An 18,140-nucleotide genomic window follows, 5' to 3' on the forward strand; every position below is an offset into this window, starting at 1 on the left:
CCCTCGCTCCCCGCCTCAGCCAGCTCCTCCCACCCTCTGTGCACAACTCCCCCACTCCCTCTCCTGTGCAGCCCGAGTCCCTCTGCTCCGTACCCCCGCTCGATGTCGCAGATTCACGCCCCCGTCGGAGGAACCTGCCGAGGGCCTGCGACGCGGCGCAGATCAGCGACCTCCCGCAGGCTGAGGCTCGGATCCACGGAGGAGTGGGGGTGTCGGAGGGAGGACATAGCCTCGGAGGATGCCGAATTCCCCGACCGCACCCCGTGTGTCCGCGCCCGACCTCCCGCCCGTGCTGGAGCCCCGTGAAGCCGCGCGCCGGGCCGACCTCCTCGCCGCCGCGCTGGAGCTCACGGGCACCGTCGACCTCGCGTACGCCACGCTCGAGCAGTGCGCGGTCCAGGCGGACGCCGACAGCATCGACCTCACCGGGGCCACGCTCCTCGACGTCGACCTGCCCGAACCGCGCATCGCGTCGCTCCGGCTGCGGAACGCGAGCATCCGTCGACTCCGGATCACGGGCGGCCGCATCGGGACCCTCGACCTCGGTGACGCCCGCGTGGCCGAGCTCGAGCTGCGGGACGTGCGCATCGACTACCTGAACCTGGGCGCCGCCCGCGCCGAAGACCTCGACGTCGTGGGATGCGCCGTCCGCACGATCGACATCCCGCAGGCCGAACTGACGCGCGTCCGGTTCCAGGCCTCGCGCAGCGACGAGGTCGACCCCCGGGGCCTGCGCGCGAAGGACGTGGACCTCCGCGGCCTCGACGCGCTCTCCTATCTCGACGTGCAGAGCCTCCGCGGCACCACGCTCTCGTCGGTGCAGGTGCAGCAGCTCGCCCCGGTGATGGCGACGGGCCTCGGGATCACCGTCACGGACTGACGGGGCCGCTCGCCGCAAGCAGCTCCCGCGTGAACGGATGCTGCGGGGCGGCGAACACCGCTGCCGTGGGCCCCTGCTCGACGATCCGGCCGTCCTGCATGACCAGGACGTCGTCCGCGACGGCGCCGACGACGTCGAGGTCGTGGGAGACGAAGACCATCGTGAGCCGCCGCTCCTCCTGCACCCGCGCGAGGAGCCGGAGCACCCGCTCGCGCACCGAGGGGTCGAGGGCCGAAACGGGCTCGTCCAGCACCAGCACGTCCGGGTCGGCGGCGAGCGCTCGGGCGAGGGCCGCCCGCTGCCGCTGCCCGCCCGACAGCGCCGCCGGCCGTCGGGCCGCCAGACTCGCATCGAGCCCGACCTCCGCGAGCAGCGCCGCCACTCGCGTCCGACGCGCACCACGCGGCACCCCTCCCGCCTCCAGTGCCTCCTCCAGGGAGCGCCCGACCGTCCACCGCGGGTCGAAGGCGCCGAGCGGGTTCTGGTGCACGAGCTGCACCCGTGGTGCCCCGGTCCACCGCAGCACTCCGGTGTCCGGCGTCTCGACGCCCACCAGCATCCGGGCGAGGGTCGTCTTGCCCGATCCGGATTCGCCCACGATGCCCAGCGTCCGACCGGCGGACACCGTGAACGACGCGTCGACGACGGCGGCCACCCCGCCGAACGCCTTGGACACGTCGTCGGCGACGACCACGACGTCCGAGGACGCCGCACGCTCCTCCCGCGGCTCATGCATCGTCGCCGCGATGAGCTGCCGGGTGTACGGGTGGCGTGGGGCGGCGAGCACCTCCGCGACCGGGCCGGACTCCACGATCCGGCCGTCCTTCATCACGAGCACGCGATCCGCCACCCGTCGCACGGCCGCGAAGTCGTGACTGATGAAGACCACGGCGGTGCCGTCGTCGGCGATCTCCCGCAGCAGCACGAGGATCCGGGCCTGCACGGTCGCGTCCAGGGCCGTGGTGGGCTCATCAGCGACGAGCACCGCGGGGTTCCCGGCGAGCGCCGAGGCGATGAGCGCGCGCTGCCGCAACCCTCCGGAGAGCTCCTGCGGACGCTGCCGTGCGCGGCGGTCGGGGTCGGGCATCCACACTCGTCCGAGAAGCTCCCGCACCCGCGCAGCGACGGCCGCGCGCCCGCGCACGAGGCGGTGCAGCCGCAGCGGCTCGGCGATCTCGTCCGCGATCCGTCGCAACGGGTCCAGTGACACGAGGGCGTCCTGCGAGACGAGGCCGATCCTGGTCCCCCGGAGCCGCCGCCAGCCGCGCTCGGTCAGGGTGGCGGCGTCCACCCCGTCGATGCGGAGCCGGTCGACGGCGACGTCTGCCGTCGACGGCGTGAGGCCGAGCAGAGCGCGGGCCGAGAGCGACTTCCCCGCCCCCGACTCCCCGACGATCGCCACGCACTCGCCGGCGTCCACCGTGAACGAGACGTCCTCCACGACGGGAGTCCCCGCGAAGGCGATCTGCAGTCCCTCGACCTCCAGCGCCGCACTCATGCGTCCCTCCCGTCCGCCCGCGCCCGGAGGATGCGTCCGACCACCGTCGCGCACACCACCGTCAGCGTGATCGCGAGTCCGGGGAAGACCGACACCCACCAGGCCTGTCCGAGCACATTGCGCCCGCCGGCGAGCATGAGGCCCCACTCCGGGGTCGGCTCGGACGGCCCGAGACCCAGGAAGCTCAGTCCGGCCGCGGCCAGGATGCTCGACCCGATGCCGATGGTCGCCAGCACGCTCAGCGCACCCAGCACCCCGGGCACGACATGGCGTCGGAACGCCCGCAGCGGCGGCACGCCGAGGATCCGGGCGGCCTCGACATGCTCGGCCACGCGCAGCGTCCTGGTCTGCACGCGGGCGAGGCGCACGTACACGGGTGCGGCGGCCAGCGTCACCGCGATGGCGATGTTCACCGGTCCCGGACCCAGCACGGCCACCACGACGAGCGCCACCAGGAACTCCGGGAACGCCATGAGCACGTCGTTGATGCGCATGAGCGTGACGTCCACACCCCGAGGGGACATGCCGGCGAGCGCCCCCACGAGCAGGCCCGCGGCGAGGGCGATGGCGGTGGCGAGAAGCCCGATCCCCACCGAGCGCCCCGCGCCGAACACCACGCGGGAGTACACGTCGCGGCCGCTCTGATCGGTGCCGAAGAGGTGCTCGGCACTCGGCGGCAGCAGAGCGGCCCGGACCTCGGTCTGCAGCGGATCGTGCGTGGCGAGCAGCCCCGGCCACAGGGCGGCGACGGCGACCACCGCCAGCACGAGCACGGCGGAGCCCAGAAGAATGCGCTGCCCCCGACTCATCGGACGACTCCGGGTCGCGAGGAGGCGGCGACGCGGGGGTCGATGAGCGGATGCACGAGCTCCACCACCACGTTGATGACGACGAAGACGAGAGCGCTCAGCAGGATGATGCCGGTGAGGACGGGGAGATCGCGGTCGTTGATGGCGGCGAGGGTGACCCGCCCCAGGCCGGGCCGGGCGAACACGGTCTCGACGAGAACCGCACCCCCGAGGACTGAGCCGGTGAGATAGGCCGCGAGGGTGACCGCCGACGCGGCGCCGTGGCGCACCCCGTGCCGCAGCGTGAACCAGGTGGGTCCGGCACCCCGCGCACGCACCGTCTCCGCGAAGGGCATCCGTTCCGCCTGCATCAGCCCATCACGCAGCACCTGGCTGAGCAGTGCGGCCACCGGGAGGGCGAGCGTGATCGCCGGGAGGACGATGGTCGCCGGATTGCGGGTGCCCGAGACGGGGAACCAGCCGAGACCGAACGCGAAGACGCTGAGCAGCAGCAGCCCGATCCAGAACACCGGCGAGGAGAGCACCACGAGCTCGACGCCGGCGGCGACGGTGCGCCCGACGCGGCCCCGCACGAAGACCGCGACCGCGAGGGCGAGGACGATGGCGATCCCCAGCGCCAGGGCCGAGAGCTGCACCGTCGCACCCAGCTGCCGTCCGATGACCTCGGTCACCGGCAGCCGCAGCTGGTACGACTCGCCGAGGTCACCCCGGGCGAGCTGCCCCATGAAGCCGACGTACTGCTCCAGCGGCGGGCGGTCGAGCCCGAGATCGGCGCGGATGCCGTCCTTGACCGCCTCGCTCACCTGCGCCTGCGGCCCCAGCATCACCGAGACCGGGTCGCCGGGGATCACCCGGAAGGCCAGGAACGCGACCGTCGCGGCGCCCCACAGCACGATGACCACCGAGGCGACGAGCCCGAGGGCGCGGCCGAGCACCGCCGTCACGGTTCGATCACTCCGCCCGCTCCCTCGAAACGACGGCCGCCGGATGTCAGCCGAGGCTCACATCGTAGAAGACCGGCCGCCCGTAGAGGTCGTAGTCCAGACCCTGCACGCGCTCGCCGACCGCTGTGATCGCCGAGGGGCTGTAGAGCGGGACGATGGCCGTGTACTCCGCGTTCCACTCCTGCAGCTGCGTGTAGAGCTCGTTGCGGGCGTCCTGGTCGCTCGACGCGACGGCCTCTTCCAGGAGCGCGTCGATCTCCGGGTCGCTCACCTGCGAGGCGTTCTGGAAGCCGTCGGTGTGCAGGTGCGCACGGAGGAAGTCGGCGTCCACGCCGGAGAAGCCCCAGTCGGTGAGGTCGAACGTCTTCGGCTCGTACTGGGCGTTGTAGGCACCGGGCTCCAGCTCCTCGCGCTGCACCTCGAAGCCGATGGCCTTGAGATCCGACTGGATCGCGTTGGCCAGCGCCGCGCGGTCGTCGGGGACCGGAGTCCAGGCGATCCATCGCACGGACAGGCGCTCGCCGTCCTTCATGCGGATGCCGTCCGCGTCGCGCTCCGTCCAGCCGGCCTCGTCGAGCAGGGCGTTCGCGGCGTCCTGATCGAACGGCCAGGAGTCCTCCAGCGACGCGTCATAGCCCGGGGTCGTGCTGCCGAGGACGCTCCACGCCCGCGGGAACTGCCCGAAGTAGATCTCCTCGACCGCCGCGTCGACGTCGATGCCGCGGGCGAACGCCTGCCGCACCTTCTCGTCGGCGAAGACGCCGTACTTCTCGTTCAGGTAGAGCGAGTAGGGCAGTCCGGGGTACTCCACCGAGTCGACCGTGACGCCGGCGTCGTCCAGACCGGCGACCTGGTTCGGCGGGATGTTACTGGCGAGGTCGGCTTCGCCGCTCTCGATCACTCCGGTACGCACCGACGCCTCCGGCTGGATCTGCACGCGCAGCGTCTCGAACGCCGGCGCCTTCGTCTCGTGCGGACCCCAGGCGTAGTCGTCGTTGCGCGTGTAGACGATCTCCTGGTCGGCGGTGTACTCGGTGAGCACGAAGGGTCCGGTGCCGACCGTGACGTCGGGGCCGCCCGCCTTGAGCTTGTCGGCCGACTCGGCGAGCACGGCCGGCGAGTAGAAGCCGAGCTGCGGGGTGCTGGCCGCCTGCAGGAACGGCGCATACGGCTGCGTGAACGAGACCTTCACCGTGTGGTCGTCGACGACCTCGGTGCCGGCGTAGAAGTCCGCACCGAGCATGCTCGCCGCCTGGGCCGAGGCGGTCTCCGGGTCGACGATCCGGTCGAAGTTCGCCTTCACGGCCTCCGCGTCGAACGGCTCGCCGTCGGTGAAGGTCACGTCGTCGCGCAGCGTGAAGGTGTACTCCGTGCTGTCCGGCGAGACGTCCCAGCTCTTCGCGAGCCACGGGCTGAACGTGCCGTCGTCCTCCTGGAACACCAGGGAGTCGAGCACCGCGCGCTGCACCATGCCGGAGACGTCGAGCTGGCTCACCTGCGGGTCCATGTGCCCCGCGGACAGGTTCGCGCCCTCGATCGACCACACGAGCTCACCGCCGTCGCTGTCCGTGGACGGGCCCGCGCACGCGGTCAGCACCAGGGCGGTGGCGGCGGCGAGCGCAGCGAGGGGAAGGAGGCGACGCACAGGGGTGGCGGGCATGGGGATTCCTCAGAACGGACGGGTCGGGATGTCTCCATCCTAGGGCGGTTTTTTGGACCCGGTCGATCTGTGTCCGACCCGGGATCAGGGCGACGGCAGGATGATCCGGTGTCGCTCTGCGGCCCCGGCCCCTTCCCCCTCGACACGCGTCTGTCCCGGCGCGACCACCGCCGCGCCCAGCCCCTGTACCCGAGGCTCCGGAAGCCCGACCAGCCGCATGTCGACGAGGAGGTCGCCGCGGTTCCCCACGATCCGCCAGCGCAGCTCGGCCTCGGTCGCCGCGGCCACCACACGGTCGGGGAACGGGTCCTGGTCCTCGCGGATTCCGCCGATCTCCTGGACCTGTGCCTCCAGCCGGGCATCGCGGACGTCGGCCGGGATGTCATCGAGCACATGGTCGGCGAGGAACGGGTACGTGGCGGCGGGCCGTCCCGAGCGGATCGCGGCGTCGAGAGCCTGCGCGGCGGCGACCGTCTCCGCCCACGGGTGCAGGACCGCGGAGGGGGCGTCCGTCCGTTCGAGCAGCTGCTGGAGCGCGGCGCCTGCGATCCGCCGGGCGCCGAACTCGTCGGAGTTCCCGAAGGCGACGACGCCGATGCCGCTGGCCGCGTGCCAGCGCATGTGCGCCGAGAATCCGGGAAGACCGCCGGAGTGCTGCACGATCCGCCCGAACCGCCGGTCGTCCTCGACGAAGAGGCCGTAGCCGTAGCCGGCCCCCGCGAGATCGCGCCCGTCGAACATCGCCGACGGCACCGGGATGGGGGTGCGGGCCTGCTGCAGCTCCCGTCGCGACGCCGGAGCCAGCACGGCGGGCGCCAGCGGGTCGTCGGTGAAGGCCGAGCCGAGGAACCACATCCATCTCGCCATGTCGTCGACGGTGCTGAACATGCTGCCGATGCAGCCGAGCGCGCCGGACCCCACGAACGGCTCGGGGCGGAACGTGGTGCCGTCGTCGAACGTCCGGAACCCGCCGGCCAGCGTCTCCGGTGCGTAGCCGTCCGACACGTGCGCCGTCCGGCGCAGCCCGAGGGGCTCGAGCAGGGTCTCCCGGATCACGTCCTCCACGGCCCGGTCCGTCACCGCTTCCACGACGCGGCCGAGCAGCGACTGGCCGAGGTTGGAGTACTGGTAGTCGGTTCCCGGCGCGGCCGCGAGGTGCACCCCACCTGCGAACACGGCGGCGATCTCCGCACGGGAGGCGCCGAGATGCCGGTCCACCCAGGCGTTGTCCTCCCCCAGACCGGACCGGTTGGAGAGCAGCAGGTCGCCGGTGACCTCGACGTCCGCACCCCGATGCCGCAGCCGGACCTCCGGCAGATAGGTGCGGATCGGCGCGTGGAGGTCGAGCAGCCCGCGGTCTCGAAGGGAGAGCACGGTGGCGGCCAGGAAGCTCTTGGACATCGACGCGATGCGGAAGACCGTGTCCCGCGTCGTCGGGGCCTCATCGGCGCGGGGATGACCGTGGGTGAGCACTGCGCGGACGCTTCCCCGTTCGCCCACGGCGGCGATGGCGGCCGGAGCGGCACGACGCGCGCGCTCGTCCAGGCCGTGGCGGAGTGCCTCCGCGGCGGACTCGGCGGTGACGAGGAGATCCGCATGCTGCCCGGTCATACGGGGACCCCGGCGCGCACCTCGTCGGCGAAGGCCTCGATGAGCGCGCGGCTGGCCGCGGTGTTGTGGTCGTGCACGCGCTCGGCGGCGGCGATGAGGGCGGGAAGCGAGCGTCCCTCTCCCCGCAGTGCCGCGTCGTCCCAACGGGCGAGGTCGGCCGCGGAGGCCTCGGGATGGAACTGCACGCCGCGCACCCGCGCCCCCAACCGGAAGGCCTGGTTCTCGACGGCGGCGCTCGTCGCCAGCAGCACCGCCGCGGGTGGCAGCCGCGTGATCATGTCCTGATGGTTCTCGATCATCGGAGCCTCATCGCCGAGGGCCGCGAACAGGGCGTCGGCTCGTCCTGCCGCGGTGGGGCGGATGGGGGTCGCGCCGCGTTCGATGGGTCCGGTCTTCTCGGCGACCTCGCCCCCGGCCACGTGGGCGAGCAGCTGACCGCCCAGGCAGATGCCGAGGGTGGGGAGGTCACGGTCGATGGCCTCCGCGGCGAGCGCCCGCTCTGCCGCGAGCCACGGCGCGCGGTCATCGTCGTCCGGCATGAGCCCGCCGCCCAGCATGACGAGTCCGGCGTAGCCGTCCAGGGAGGCGGGCAGCGGCTGCTCGGCTCCCACGACCTCGTCGACGTCGATCGCCTTCTCCCGCAGCCAGGTGCCGAGGCGGCGCGGGCCGGAACTCGCGGAGTTCACGATCACGAGGACGCGCGGGTTCACAGCGCCCCCTCCCGGATCGTCGTGTCGACCGCCGGCACGAGCGCGGCCGCGGCCGGTTCTCCTGCGCGGCCGGCGAGGAAGGCCTCGTGGTCGGGGTCCGACGCCTCCAGCACGCGGAGGACGTTCTCGTGCGCCGCCGCCCGGAGGTCGTCCTCCGACCAGCCGCGATGCCGCAGCTCGGCGAACAGCGCCGGGTACCCCGAGACGTCGCCGAGACCGTCCGGCATCGCATCGGAGCCGTCGTAGTCGGCACCGATCCCGACCGCCTGCGCGCCGGCCACGCGACGCACGTGATCCAGGTGATCGGCGACGTCCGCGACGCCGACGCGGGGGGCCTCTCCCTCTCCCCCGGCTTCCCACCAGTCGCGGCGGGCCTGCGAGACGAACGTGGGGACGAACGGCACCATCACGACGCCGCCCTGCGCGCCGATCGCGGCGAGCACGTCGTCCGGCACGTTGCGAGGATGGTCGCACAGGGCGAAGGCGCCGGAGTGGCTGACCATCACCGGGCGGGTCGTGATCTCCAGGGCATGCCGCATGGTCGTCGGAGCGACGTGCGAGAGGTCGACGAGCACACCGATGCGGTTCATCTCGCGCACCACCTCGCGTCCGAAGTCCGTCAGACCGCCGTGGCGCGCCTCGTCGGTCGCGGAGTCCGCCCAGGCGATCGTCCGCGACCAGGTGAGGGTGAGATACCGCGCGCCGAGACGCGCGAACTGCCGCAGCACGGCCAGCGATCCGCCGAGCTGGTCGCCGCCCTCGATGCCGATGAGCGAGGCGATCCTCCCCTCCGCCATCGCCGCACGCGCGTCGGCTGCCGTCCGAGCGATCGCGAAGCGCTGCGGGTGGGCGTCGACGAGGCGGTGCACGAAGTCGATCTGCTCGAGCGTGGCCACCACCTGCTCCGCCCCTTCCAGCACGGGATCGACCCAGACCGACCAGAACTGGCCGGCGACCCCGCCCGCGGTCAGTCGCGGCAGATCCGTCTGCGTGGCCGCCACCGGGCCGGAGAGCTCCGCGACCCGGTAGCCGAGCAGCGTCCTGCTCGCCCAGGCGAGGTCGTTGTGGCCGTCGATCACCCGATCGATCGGCAGGTCCGCGTCGACCATCTCAGTCCTCTCGTCCATCCAGCACCGCGTTCATCCGCGCGGTGAGCACCGGGTCCACGGCGTGCGCGACGCCGTCCAGCTCGCGCACGGGCACCGCACCCCGGGTGCTGGAGCAGAGCCAGAGGGCGTCCGCCCGCTCCAGATCGTCCCGCATCATCGGACCGACGCGGGAGGGCACCTCGGCGAGTCCCGCGAAGACGTCGGCCTGGGTCGTCCCCGGGAGCACCCCGTACTCGGGCGGTGGCGTGACCAGCGCCCCGTCGAGCCGCGCGATCAGCGTCGACCGCGGCCCTTCGAGGACGAACCCGTCGGCGCTGACGAAGACGACATCGTCCGCACCCCGGCTCCGTGCCTCCCGCAGGGCCGCCTGGTTCACGGCGTAGGCGAGGGACTTCGCTCCCTGCAGCAGCCAGGGCGCCGTCTCCATGACGTCGTGTCGGTACCCGCGGTCGAGCACCACCGCGGAGACGCCCTGCGCGCGGACGGCCTCCGGGTCCTCTCCCGCGAAGCCGAGCACCCACCCCGTCGGTCCGGCCGGGTCGATCTCGTCCCCGCGGGTCATCGCGAACTTGATCGAGGCGATCTCCCCGTCGCGGAGCACTCCGGGGCGGGAGACCTCGGCGGCCGCGCGGCGCACCGCCCGCGCCCACAGCTCGCGGCCTGGCGCGGGCAGCCCCAGGAGCTGCGCCGAACGCTCCATCCGCACGAGATGCGCCTCCAGGGCCTGCGGCCTTCCTCCGCGCACCACGGCGGTCTCGAACACGCCGTCGCCGCGGGTGACGCCGAGGTCGGTCGCCCGGATGATCGGCTCCCGCGGATCGACGGCATGGATCCCGTCCTCCGCCGCCTCGGCGGCGAGATCGAGCCGGTACAGCAGCAGTGCGCGCATGGGATTCCGCTCTCGCAGGGTTCGGGGGCCGGTCAGCCCGCGGTCAGGACGGCCTCAGGGGCCTCGGCCGCAGAGGAGTCGAAGACGCGGGACGCGTCACGGGCGATGCGCTCGGCGAGCACCTCGTGTCCGATCCCCGGTCCGGTGGGGACCGTGACGCGACCGGCGACGGCGGTCACCGGAGGTGCGATGATGTCCGACTCGTAGTACTTGTCCGATCCCGACACATCCGACGGCAGCAGGAAACCGGGGAGCGAGGACAGCGCGACGTTCGCAGCCCGCCCGACGCCGAACTCGTGCATCCCGCCGCACCACACGGGGATGCCCGCGTCCCGCGCCACGTCGTGCGCCGCGCGGGCGACGGTGAGCCCGCCCATCCGCGACACCTTGATGTTGAGGACCCGCCCCGCCCCCAGCCGGATCATGGTCCGCAGGTCGCCGAGGTCGACGACCGACTCGTCCAGGCACACGTCCGTGTCGAGCCGCGCCTGCAGATCAGCGTGGGCCACGAGATCCCGCGGCGCGAAGGGCTGCTCGATCATGGTGAGCGCCTCGCGGTCCAGGCGTGCGAACACCGCGGCCGCCCGCTCGTCATCGGCATACGCGCCGTTCGCGTCCACGTGAAGGTCGAGGTCGGGGTAGGCGCCGCGCACCGCACGCACCGGCTCCACATCCCAGCCCGGAGCGATCTTGAGCTTGACGCGGGGGTAGCCGGCGGCGCGCTGCAGCTCCACCTGGGCCAGCAGCTCGTCGATCGACGGCTCGATGCCCAACGACACCCCCGCGACGACCTCGTCGCGCGTCCCGCCGAGGGCCGCGGCGAGCGCGATCCCCCGCCTCCGGGAGGCCAGGTCCCACACCGCGCCGGAGAACCCGGCCTTCGCGAACTCGTGCCCGCGGACTCGCGCCCATGACGCCTCCAGCTCCGCCGGGTCCTCCCCCTCGGCACGGAGCAGCGCGGGCACCAGGTAGCGGGTCGCGATCTCCCACGCGGTGACCGTGGTCTCCGCTCCGTAGAACGGATCGGACGGCGACGCGATCTCCCCCCACCCCGTCTGGCCGTCGGCATCGGTGACCTCGACGAGCACGTGCTCGATGCCGGACTTGCGGTGCGAGCTCGTCTCGAAGCTGTGACGCAGCGGCTGACGCAGGGCGAAGAGCCGGACGCGGACGACCCTCACGCGTCCTCCTCCGGGCGGGCCCGCGCGGTCTCGGGGCCGTAGAGACCCAGGCGCGCCACCAGCCGGTCGCGTTCGGCGAGCCGCCGTCGCGCTCCCTTCGCGCTCGCCGTGGTGAGCGCGCTCAGCAGGTGGCACACCGCCGCGACCGGGGTCGGCGAGTCGGCGTACGACGCCGATCCCGTGCGCACCCGGATGAGCGAGGTCGCGATGGATGCGAGCGGGGCATCCTCGCTGTCGGTGATCACGACGAGCTGACCGCCCGCCTCGTGGAAGAGCCGCCCGAGCCGCACGGTCTCCTCCCGGTAGCGCCGCAGGGAGAACGCGATGAGCACGTCGCTGGCCCGGACGTCGGTGAGCACGGTGAGCGGCTGCAGCGCGTGCCCGTCGACGAGGAAGACGTTCGACAGCGTCGCCGAGAGATCCGCGTTGAGGAGCTGTGCGTACGCCGCCGCCTTGCCCTCGCCGGCGACGTACCGTCGCCGGGCGCCGAGAAGCAGCGCCGCGGCCTGCGGCACCTGGGCCGAGCGGCTGAGCTCCTCGAAAGTCTGGGCGAGCGTGCGCTGCTCGGTCTCGATGATCCGCGCCTGGATGCTCTCGGCGGAGAGGTTGGTGCGGATGCGCTCGCCGTAGCGGTCTCGCGGAGAGACGAGGTCGCGATCCTCCTGGTCGTGATCGTGGTCGTTCATGCCGTGCCCTCTCGAGGTGTCGCGCGGTAGACCGCCGTGTCGTCGTCGAGGCGCGTGGCCCCGACGAGGACGTCTCCGCGGCGGAATGCCGCGGTCATCGTCCGCTCCAGATCCCGCCGCAGCACCGCGCGCTCCTCGGCGTCGAGGGCGCCGGGTCGCGTCGGGATCGCGATCCAGGTGCCGCCGTCCGCCGCCACGGCCCGCCCCCAGTCGTCCGGGCCGAGCACGGGAGGGACGGGAAGGGACCGGCGGGTCGGACGATCGGCGACGTCCAGGTCCCAGGAGACCACCAGGCGGTCGGTGTCGGGGCGGGCGTAGTAGTCGCGCTCGTACGCGATGCCGACGGCGCCGAGAGAGCTCAGATTGAAGTGCGCGTTGCGTGACAGCAGCGGATCGAACGTCCACCGCATCGTCCGCTGCCCCCAGCGCAGGGCCACGGCACGCTGCGCGAGCTTGAGCGCCTGGCCGACGCCGCGTCCCTGGTGCGCGGCATCGACGGCGGCCGCCTGCGAGTAGTGGAAGGACGCGCCGGTGGTGTCGCAGCCGGCGAACCCGTACGCGAACCCGATCAGCTCCCCGTCGTCGGCGAAGGCGCCGACCGCGGAACCGCCGTTGCGCGCGAGGGCGGTGAGCAGGTTGGCGTTGAGGGCGTACTCGTTCTCCGTGTACGCGAAGACGCGGGCGTACAGCGCGGCGGCCTCACGGAACTCGGTGTACCGGGTGAGCTCGCGGCAACCGTGGGTGACACCGGCGGCCACCGAAGAATGAGGCACGATACGTTTCCTAAGATCGAGGAGTCCTGCTGCTGAGAGCGATGCTATCGGCGGGTTGCGGGGCGATCAAGGGGCAAGATACGGTTCGTAACCGTGACGACTCTCTCGGCAGTGCGCGACGGGGACCATCCTTCCGACGACATCATCGCACTCGTGCGCGAACTCGTGCTGATCGAGACGCCGAGCCGCGACACGGAGGCGAGCGCCCGCATCGCCGACCTGCTGTCCGCCTGGTTCGCCGGCGTCGGCGGCAGCGTCCAGCGGATCCCGCACGAGCTCGGGACGGATCTCGTCATCGACGTCCCCGGTACCGGAGACCCGGTCCTCCTCGTCGGCCACACCGACACCGTCTGGCCGGCGGGCACGCTGTCGGACGACCTGCCGTGGACCGAGGACGGCGATGTCGTGCGCGGCCCCGGTGCCTACGACATGAAGGCCGGCATCGTGGTGATGCTCGAGGCCCTGCGGCACCTGCAGTCCGTGCCGCTCGCACAGCGGCGCGCCGTGCGGATCGTGCTCGTCGCGGACGAGGAGATCGGCTCCCCCGTCTCGGGCCCCCAGCTCGCGGAACGGGCCAGGGGCGCGGCCTGCGCCATCGGATTCGAGTCCCCGCATCCCGACGGCGCCCTCAAGGTCGGCCGCCGCGGCAGCGCCCGGGTGCGCATCGCCGTCACCGGCCGCGCGGCCCACGCCGCCCTCGACCCCGAGCATGGCGTCTCCGCGATCGACGAGCTCGTCGACCAGCTCCTCCTGGTCCGCACGATCGTGGCGGACCCGGAGCTTCCGAGTCCGGTGCTGTGCAACGTCGGCGTCATCGACGGCGGCGCGAGGACCAACGTGGTGCCGGCGCACGCGGCCGCCGAGATCGGCCTCCGCTTCCAAGACCCGGACAGCGAGCAGCGCGTCCTCAGCGCCCTCCAGGAGCTGGCGCCGGTGCGCCCCGGCGCCCGCCTCGAGGTCGCCGTGCTGAGCGCCCGGCCCGCCTGGCAGGCCTCGGCGGAGGACACCGACCTCCTCGCCCGGATCGCCGCGGCCGGTGCTGCGCTCGGCCAGCAGGTCGACGGCCGCCCCGCGGCCGGCGCGGGCGACACGAACCTCCTCGGCGGAAAGGGCCTGCCGACCGTCGACGGCTTCGGCCCCCGGGGTGGCGGAGCGCATGCGCTGGACGAGCACTTCCTGCGCTCCTCCCTGCACGAACGCATCGCGCTCCTGCGTGCCGTGCTCACCGTCCCGGCGGAGTGACGATACGATTCCGGTTCCCGTGCCCGACCCGAACCGTCCCGAGATACGTTCCGGATATCCGCGTCGAGGAGTCATCCTTCGCTCCCGTCGTTCCGATGCGCGCATCCTGGCATCCGCGTGTTTCCGCCGTGTTACACCCGCTCGACGGCCGGCGATCTTTCCGATCTGCGCGATTTTTCTTCCGCGATACGCATCGAATGTCTTGACCGCGGGGCCGTCTTCCGCTTGCATGGTCAGCACCGACCCGGCTTCACTGTGGATCCGGGCGGCGCCCGAAGGGACCTTCCATGCGTCTTGCCCCCCGCTCCAGAACCGTGCGAAGTCTGACCGCCGCCGCGATCGCCTCCGCGCTCCTCCTCGCCGCTCCGGTCGGTGCCGCTCAGGCGCAGTCCGTCAGCGCCGCCACCGAATCCCCGGCCTCCGACACGACGCTCCGGATCGCCACCTCCGGATTCGTGGACACGTTCAACCCGTTCATCTCGATCTACCTGACGCCGACGAACATCATCCGGTACGTCTACGAGTCGCTCGTGCAGAACGACGCCGAGGACGGCTCCCCCACGAAGGGCCTCGCCGACAGCTGGGAGGCGACCGACGGCGGCCAGACGTGGACCTTCACCCTCCAGGACGATCTCGTCTGGTCGGACGGCGAGCCCATCACCTCCGCCGATGTGAAGTACACGTACGACCAGATGATGACGGTGCCCGCGCTCGGTACCGCCAACGGCAACCTCGTCTCCAACTTCGACACCGTCGAGACCCCGGACGACAAGACCGTCGTGATCACCCTGAAGACCCCGCAGGCCCCGAACCCCGGCTCGGAGATCCCGATCGTCCCGAAGCACATCTGGGAGGAGGTCGACGACCCGACGACCTTCACCAACGACGCCGACGTGGTCGGCTCCGGCCCGTTCGTCCTCGACAGCTACTCGGCCAACCAGTCCATCGTGCTGAAGGCGAACGAGAACTTCTGGCGCGGCGCCCCCAAGATCGACGCGATCCAGTACGTGTACTACACGAACTCGGACGCCCAGGTGCAGGCGCTCAAGGCGGGCGACGTCGACCTCGTCACCGGCCTCACCCCCACCCAGTTCTCGGCACTCGAGGGCGTCGACGGCATCACCACGCACTCCGGTGAGGGCCGCCGCTACCACTCGATCAGCATCAACGTCGGTCAGCAGACCCGCGACAACGTGCCCTACGGCACCGGCAACGCCGCGCTGAAGGAGCTCGAGGTGCGCCAGGCCATCCGTCTCGGCACCGACACGGCCACCCTCCTCGACAAGGTCCTGGACGGCGAGGGCACGCTCGCGACGAGCTTCATCCCGGCGTCCTTCCCGAAGTGGCACCTCTCCGACGACGACGACGTGATCGTGGGCTTCGACCCCGAGGCCGCGCAGGCGAAGCTCGACGAGGCGGGCTGGGTCCCCGGCGCCGACGGCATCCGCGAGAAGGACGGCCAGCGCCTGAGCCTGCGCCTGCTGACGGACGCGGACGACGCGAACGAGCAGTCAATCTCCGACTTCTTCGTCCCGTGGATGAAGGACATCGGCATCGAGATCACGGTCGAGTCCACCGACTCCGACACGATCAGCGCGAAGGCCACCTCCGGCGACTACGACCTGTACTTCAGCGGCTGGTCGGTCAACCCCGACCCGGACTACCAGCTGGGCATCAACACCTGCATGAACCTGCCGACCGCGACCGACGGCACCGGCGGCACCACGCAGGACGGGTACTGCAACCCGGAGTTCGACGAGATGTACGCCGCGCAGCGCTCCGAGATCGACGCCGAGAAGCGTCGGGAGATCGTGCACGACATGCTCGCGCTGAACTACACCGACACCGCGCAGGTCGCCACCTGGTACGCCAACTCGCTGGAGGCCTACCGCTCCGACCGCTTCACGGGCTTCACGCTGCAGCCGAAGGACGGCGGCATCATCGCCAACCAGGCCGGCTACTGGGGCTACCTCACCGTCGAGCCCGTCGAGGGCGCGACCGCCGGCGGCACCGGCACGAACACCGGACTCCTCATCGGAGGCATCGTCGTGGGGGTGGTCATCATCGGAGGGCTCATCTTCTTCCTGATCCGTCGCCGCAACATCGCCGACGTCGAATGAGTCCGGAGAGACGCCGCGGGTGGCGGGCCTCCGCCCCCGCGGCGTCTCCCGGTCGGCTGTAAGGAGACCCCCATGTCCAACGCGGTACCCCCGTCCACCTCCGCCATCGCGACGAGCGCCGCGGCCGAGGAGCAGCCGAAGGGCGTCGGCGCCCTCCGCTACTTCCTGGTCAAGCTCGGCGGCGCGGCCATCAGCCTGGCGATGGTGATCCTCCTCGGATTCTTCGCCTTCAAGATCCTGCCGGGCGATCCGGTGGCCTCGATCGCCCGCGAGCGCGGGATGAGCGCCGAGCAGGCCGACCAGCTGCGCGAGCAGCTCGGTCTGAACAAGCCCCTGTGGCAGCAGTTCATCGACTACCTCGGCAACGTCTTCACCCTGAACTTCGGCACGAGCTACGTCTACCGCACGTCGGTGTCCGACCTCATCGGCCAGTACTTCTGGAACACGATCCTCCTCACCGGCACGGCGGCGATCATCGCGATCGCCCTCGGCCTCTGGCTCGGACAGAAGGCGGCCTGGAAGCACGGCTCCACCTTCGACCGCATCGTCTCCGGCACGTCGCTCGTGTTCTGGTCGGTGCCGACCTTCTGGCTGGCCCTGCTGCTCCTGATGGTCTTCGGAGGCACGCTGCACTGGTTCCCGACCGGAGGCATGGTCTCCCCCAACCCGCCCACCGATCCGGTCGGTGCGGTCCTGGACGTGATCTCGCACATGGTGCTCCCGGTGATCACGATGGTCGCGGTCGTGTACGCGCAGTACCTCATGGTGATGCGCAGCTCGCTCCTCGAGGAGATGGGCGCCGACTACCTCACCACCGCGCGGGCCAAGGGCCTCCGGGAGGACCTCGTCCGCCGTCGGCACGCCGTCCCCAACGCCCTGCTGCCGACCGTCACCCTCGTCTTCATGCACATCGGCGGTCTCATCGCCGGGGCCGTAACGGTGGAGACGGTGTTCTCCTGGCCCGGGCTCGGGAAGCTCACCTTCGAGGCCATCTCCGGCCCCGACCTCCCGCTCCTGCAGGGCACGTTCGTGGTGTTCTCCACGATCATCATCGCGATGAATCTCATCGCGGACCTCATCTACCGGCAGCTCGACCCGAGGGTGAGGCGCGCATGACCACGGCATCCCCGACCATCCGTTCGCCCCGCGCCCTGGCGTGGCACCGCCGCGGCACCGCCTTCGTCGACTTCTGCCGGCAGTTCGCCCAGCACCGAGCGGGCATGGTGGGCCTCGTCTTCCTCGTGATCGTGGCGCTCATCGCGATCTTCGCTCCCGTGATCGCCCCCGCCAGCATGCTCGACGTCACGAAGCTCGTCGACGTGCAGCGCTTCGCCCCGCCGTCCTGGGAGCATCCCCTCGGCACCGACCATCAGGGGCGCGAGATCTGGGTCCGCATGGTGTGGGGCGCCCGGGTGTCCCTGCTCGTCGGCCTCGCCGCCACGGCGATGTCGATGATCATCGGCACCCTCGTCGGTCTCTCGGCGGGCCACTTCACCGGCTTCTTCGGCGGGCTGATGATGCGCATCATCGACTTCTTCCTGGTGCTGCCGTCGCTGATCCTCGCGATCGTGCTGTCGTCGGTGCTGAGCCGCGGCGTCTGGACGATCATCATCGCGATCGGCCTGACCTCCTGGGCCGGCACCGCCCGCGTCGTCCGCGCGCAGACCCTGTCCGTCGAATCGCGCGACTACATCGAGCGCTCCCGGGCCCTCGGCGCCGGGCACTGGCACATCATCATGAAGCACCTGCTCCCCGGGGTGCTCCCGCTCGTGCTCGCCAACACGACCCTCACGGTCGGCTCGGCGATCATCTCCGAATCCACCCTGGCGTTCCTCGGCCTCGGCGACACGACGCTGCAGTCGTGGGGCTCGATCCTGAAGAACGCGATGGATGTCTCCGCGGCGACCAGCGGCTACTGGTGGTACGTGCTCGTGCCCGGCATCGCCATCGTCCTCGTCGTGCTGTCGTTCACCCTGATGGGCCGCGCCGTCGAGAACATCACCAACCCGACGCTGAGGAGCCGCTGAG

At 71.6% G+C, this 18,140-nt stretch carries 16 protein-coding genes; 5 read left to right on the forward strand and 11 right to left on the reverse strand.

Annotated elements, in window-relative coordinates; genetic code table 11:
- Window positions 1-238: 238 nt before the first annotated feature.
- The gene (locus BV453_RS11870; protein WP_249521687.1) at window positions 239-880 is read left to right on the forward strand and encodes a pentapeptide repeat-containing protein; all 642 of its coding nucleotides are present in this window, start codon (window positions 239-241) and stop codon (window positions 878-880) included.
- Here the strand turns inward: BV453_RS11870 and BV453_RS11875 are convergent.
- The 11 genes from BV453_RS11875 to BV453_RS11925 form a co-directional block, all read right to left on the reverse strand.
- Entirely contained in the window at window positions 870-2,378 is a 1,509-nt protein-coding gene (locus BV453_RS11875; protein WP_249521688.1) for an ABC transporter ATP-binding protein, read from the reverse strand. The genes BV453_RS11870 and BV453_RS11875 overlap by 11 nt on opposite strands.
- Window positions 2,375-3,187: an ABC transporter permease gene (locus BV453_RS11880; RefSeq protein WP_062634134.1), complete on the reverse strand. Its 813-nt coding sequence runs from the start codon at window positions 3,185-3,187 to the stop codon at window positions 2,375-2,377. Before BV453_RS11880 ends, BV453_RS11875 begins: the two co-directional genes overlap by 4 nt.
- On the reverse strand, window positions 3,184-4,131 hold the full coding sequence (locus BV453_RS11885) for an ABC transporter permease (protein ID WP_249521689.1): 948 nt from the start codon (window positions 4,129-4,131) through the stop codon (window positions 3,184-3,186). The genes BV453_RS11880 and BV453_RS11885 overlap by 4 nt, the downstream gene beginning before the upstream one ends.
- A 46-nt stretch (window positions 4,132-4,177) precedes the next feature.
- A complete protein-coding gene (locus BV453_RS11890) occupies window positions 4,178-5,791 on the reverse strand; it encodes an ABC transporter substrate-binding protein (RefSeq protein WP_249521690.1) in 1,614 nt (537 codons plus the stop codon).
- Window positions 5,792-5,875: 84 nt separating this feature from the next.
- Window positions 5,876-7,402 (reverse strand): serine hydrolase, encoded by a 1,527-nt coding sequence (locus BV453_RS11895; RefSeq protein ID WP_249521691.1) that lies wholly within the window; start codon window positions 7,400-7,402, stop codon window positions 5,876-5,878.
- The gene (locus BV453_RS11900) at window positions 7,399-8,112 is read right to left on the reverse strand and encodes a type 1 glutamine amidotransferase (protein ID WP_249521692.1); all 714 of its coding nucleotides are present in this window, start codon (window positions 8,110-8,112) and stop codon (window positions 7,399-7,401) included. The genes BV453_RS11895 and BV453_RS11900 overlap by 4 nt, the downstream gene beginning before the upstream one ends.
- Complete coding sequence (locus BV453_RS11905; protein WP_249521693.1) at window positions 8,109-9,239, reverse strand: dipeptidase; 1,131 nt, start codon at window positions 9,237-9,239, stop codon at window positions 8,109-8,111. The genes BV453_RS11900 and BV453_RS11905 overlap by 4 nt, the downstream gene beginning before the upstream one ends.
- Window positions 9,223-10,110, reverse strand: coding sequence for an aminotransferase class IV (locus BV453_RS11910; RefSeq protein WP_249521694.1), 888 nt, complete (start codon window positions 10,108-10,110; stop codon window positions 9,223-9,225). The genes BV453_RS11905 and BV453_RS11910 overlap by 17 nt, the downstream gene beginning before the upstream one ends.
- 32 nt (window positions 10,111-10,142) lie before the next feature.
- Window positions 10,143-11,291 carry an o-succinylbenzoate synthase gene (menC, locus tag BV453_RS11915; protein WP_085607794.1) on the reverse strand — a complete coding sequence of 383 codons (1,149 nt, stop codon included), beginning with the start codon at window positions 11,289-11,291 and terminating at the stop codon, window positions 10,143-10,145.
- Complete coding sequence (locus BV453_RS11920) at window positions 11,288-11,977, reverse strand: MurR/RpiR family transcriptional regulator (RefSeq protein WP_025104992.1); 690 nt, start codon at window positions 11,975-11,977, stop codon at window positions 11,288-11,290. The genes menC and BV453_RS11920 overlap by 4 nt, the downstream gene beginning before the upstream one ends.
- A complete protein-coding gene (locus tag BV453_RS11925) occupies window positions 11,974-12,750 on the reverse strand; it encodes a GNAT family N-acetyltransferase (RefSeq protein WP_249521695.1) in 777 nt (258 codons plus the stop codon). The genes BV453_RS11920 and BV453_RS11925 overlap by 4 nt, the downstream gene beginning before the upstream one ends.
- Before the next feature lie 93 nt (window positions 12,751-12,843).
- On the opposite strand from BV453_RS11925, the gene BV453_RS11930 reads away from it, so the two are divergent.
- The 4 genes from BV453_RS11930 to BV453_RS11945 all read left to right on the forward strand — a co-directional run bounded on the left by BV453_RS11930 (window position 12,844) and on the right by BV453_RS11945 (window position 18,139).
- Window positions 12,844-13,992 carry a M20/M25/M40 family metallo-hydrolase gene (locus BV453_RS11930; protein ID WP_062766736.1) on the forward strand — a complete coding sequence of 383 codons (1,149 nt, stop codon included), beginning with the start codon at window positions 12,844-12,846 and terminating at the stop codon, window positions 13,990-13,992.
- A gap of 314 nt (window positions 13,993-14,306) precedes the next feature.
- Entirely contained in the window at window positions 14,307-16,112 is a 1,806-nt protein-coding gene (locus tag BV453_RS11935) for an ABC transporter substrate-binding protein (RefSeq protein WP_249521696.1), read from the forward strand.
- 72 nt (window positions 16,113-16,184) lie between these two features.
- The gene (locus BV453_RS11940; protein WP_060921166.1) at window positions 16,185-17,228 is read left to right on the forward strand and encodes an ABC transporter permease; all 1,044 of its coding nucleotides are present in this window, start codon (window positions 16,185-16,187) and stop codon (window positions 17,226-17,228) included.
- A complete protein-coding gene (locus BV453_RS11945; RefSeq protein WP_082758500.1) occupies window positions 17,225-18,139 on the forward strand; it encodes an ABC transporter permease in 915 nt (304 codons plus the stop codon). The genes BV453_RS11940 and BV453_RS11945 overlap by 4 nt, the downstream gene beginning before the upstream one ends.
- Window position 18,140 lies beyond the last annotated feature (1 nt).

It is taken from the genome of Microbacterium sp. ER1 (assembly GCF_023383675.1).
Classification (GTDB): domain Bacteria; phylum Actinomycetota; class Actinomycetes; order Actinomycetales; family Microbacteriaceae; genus Microbacterium.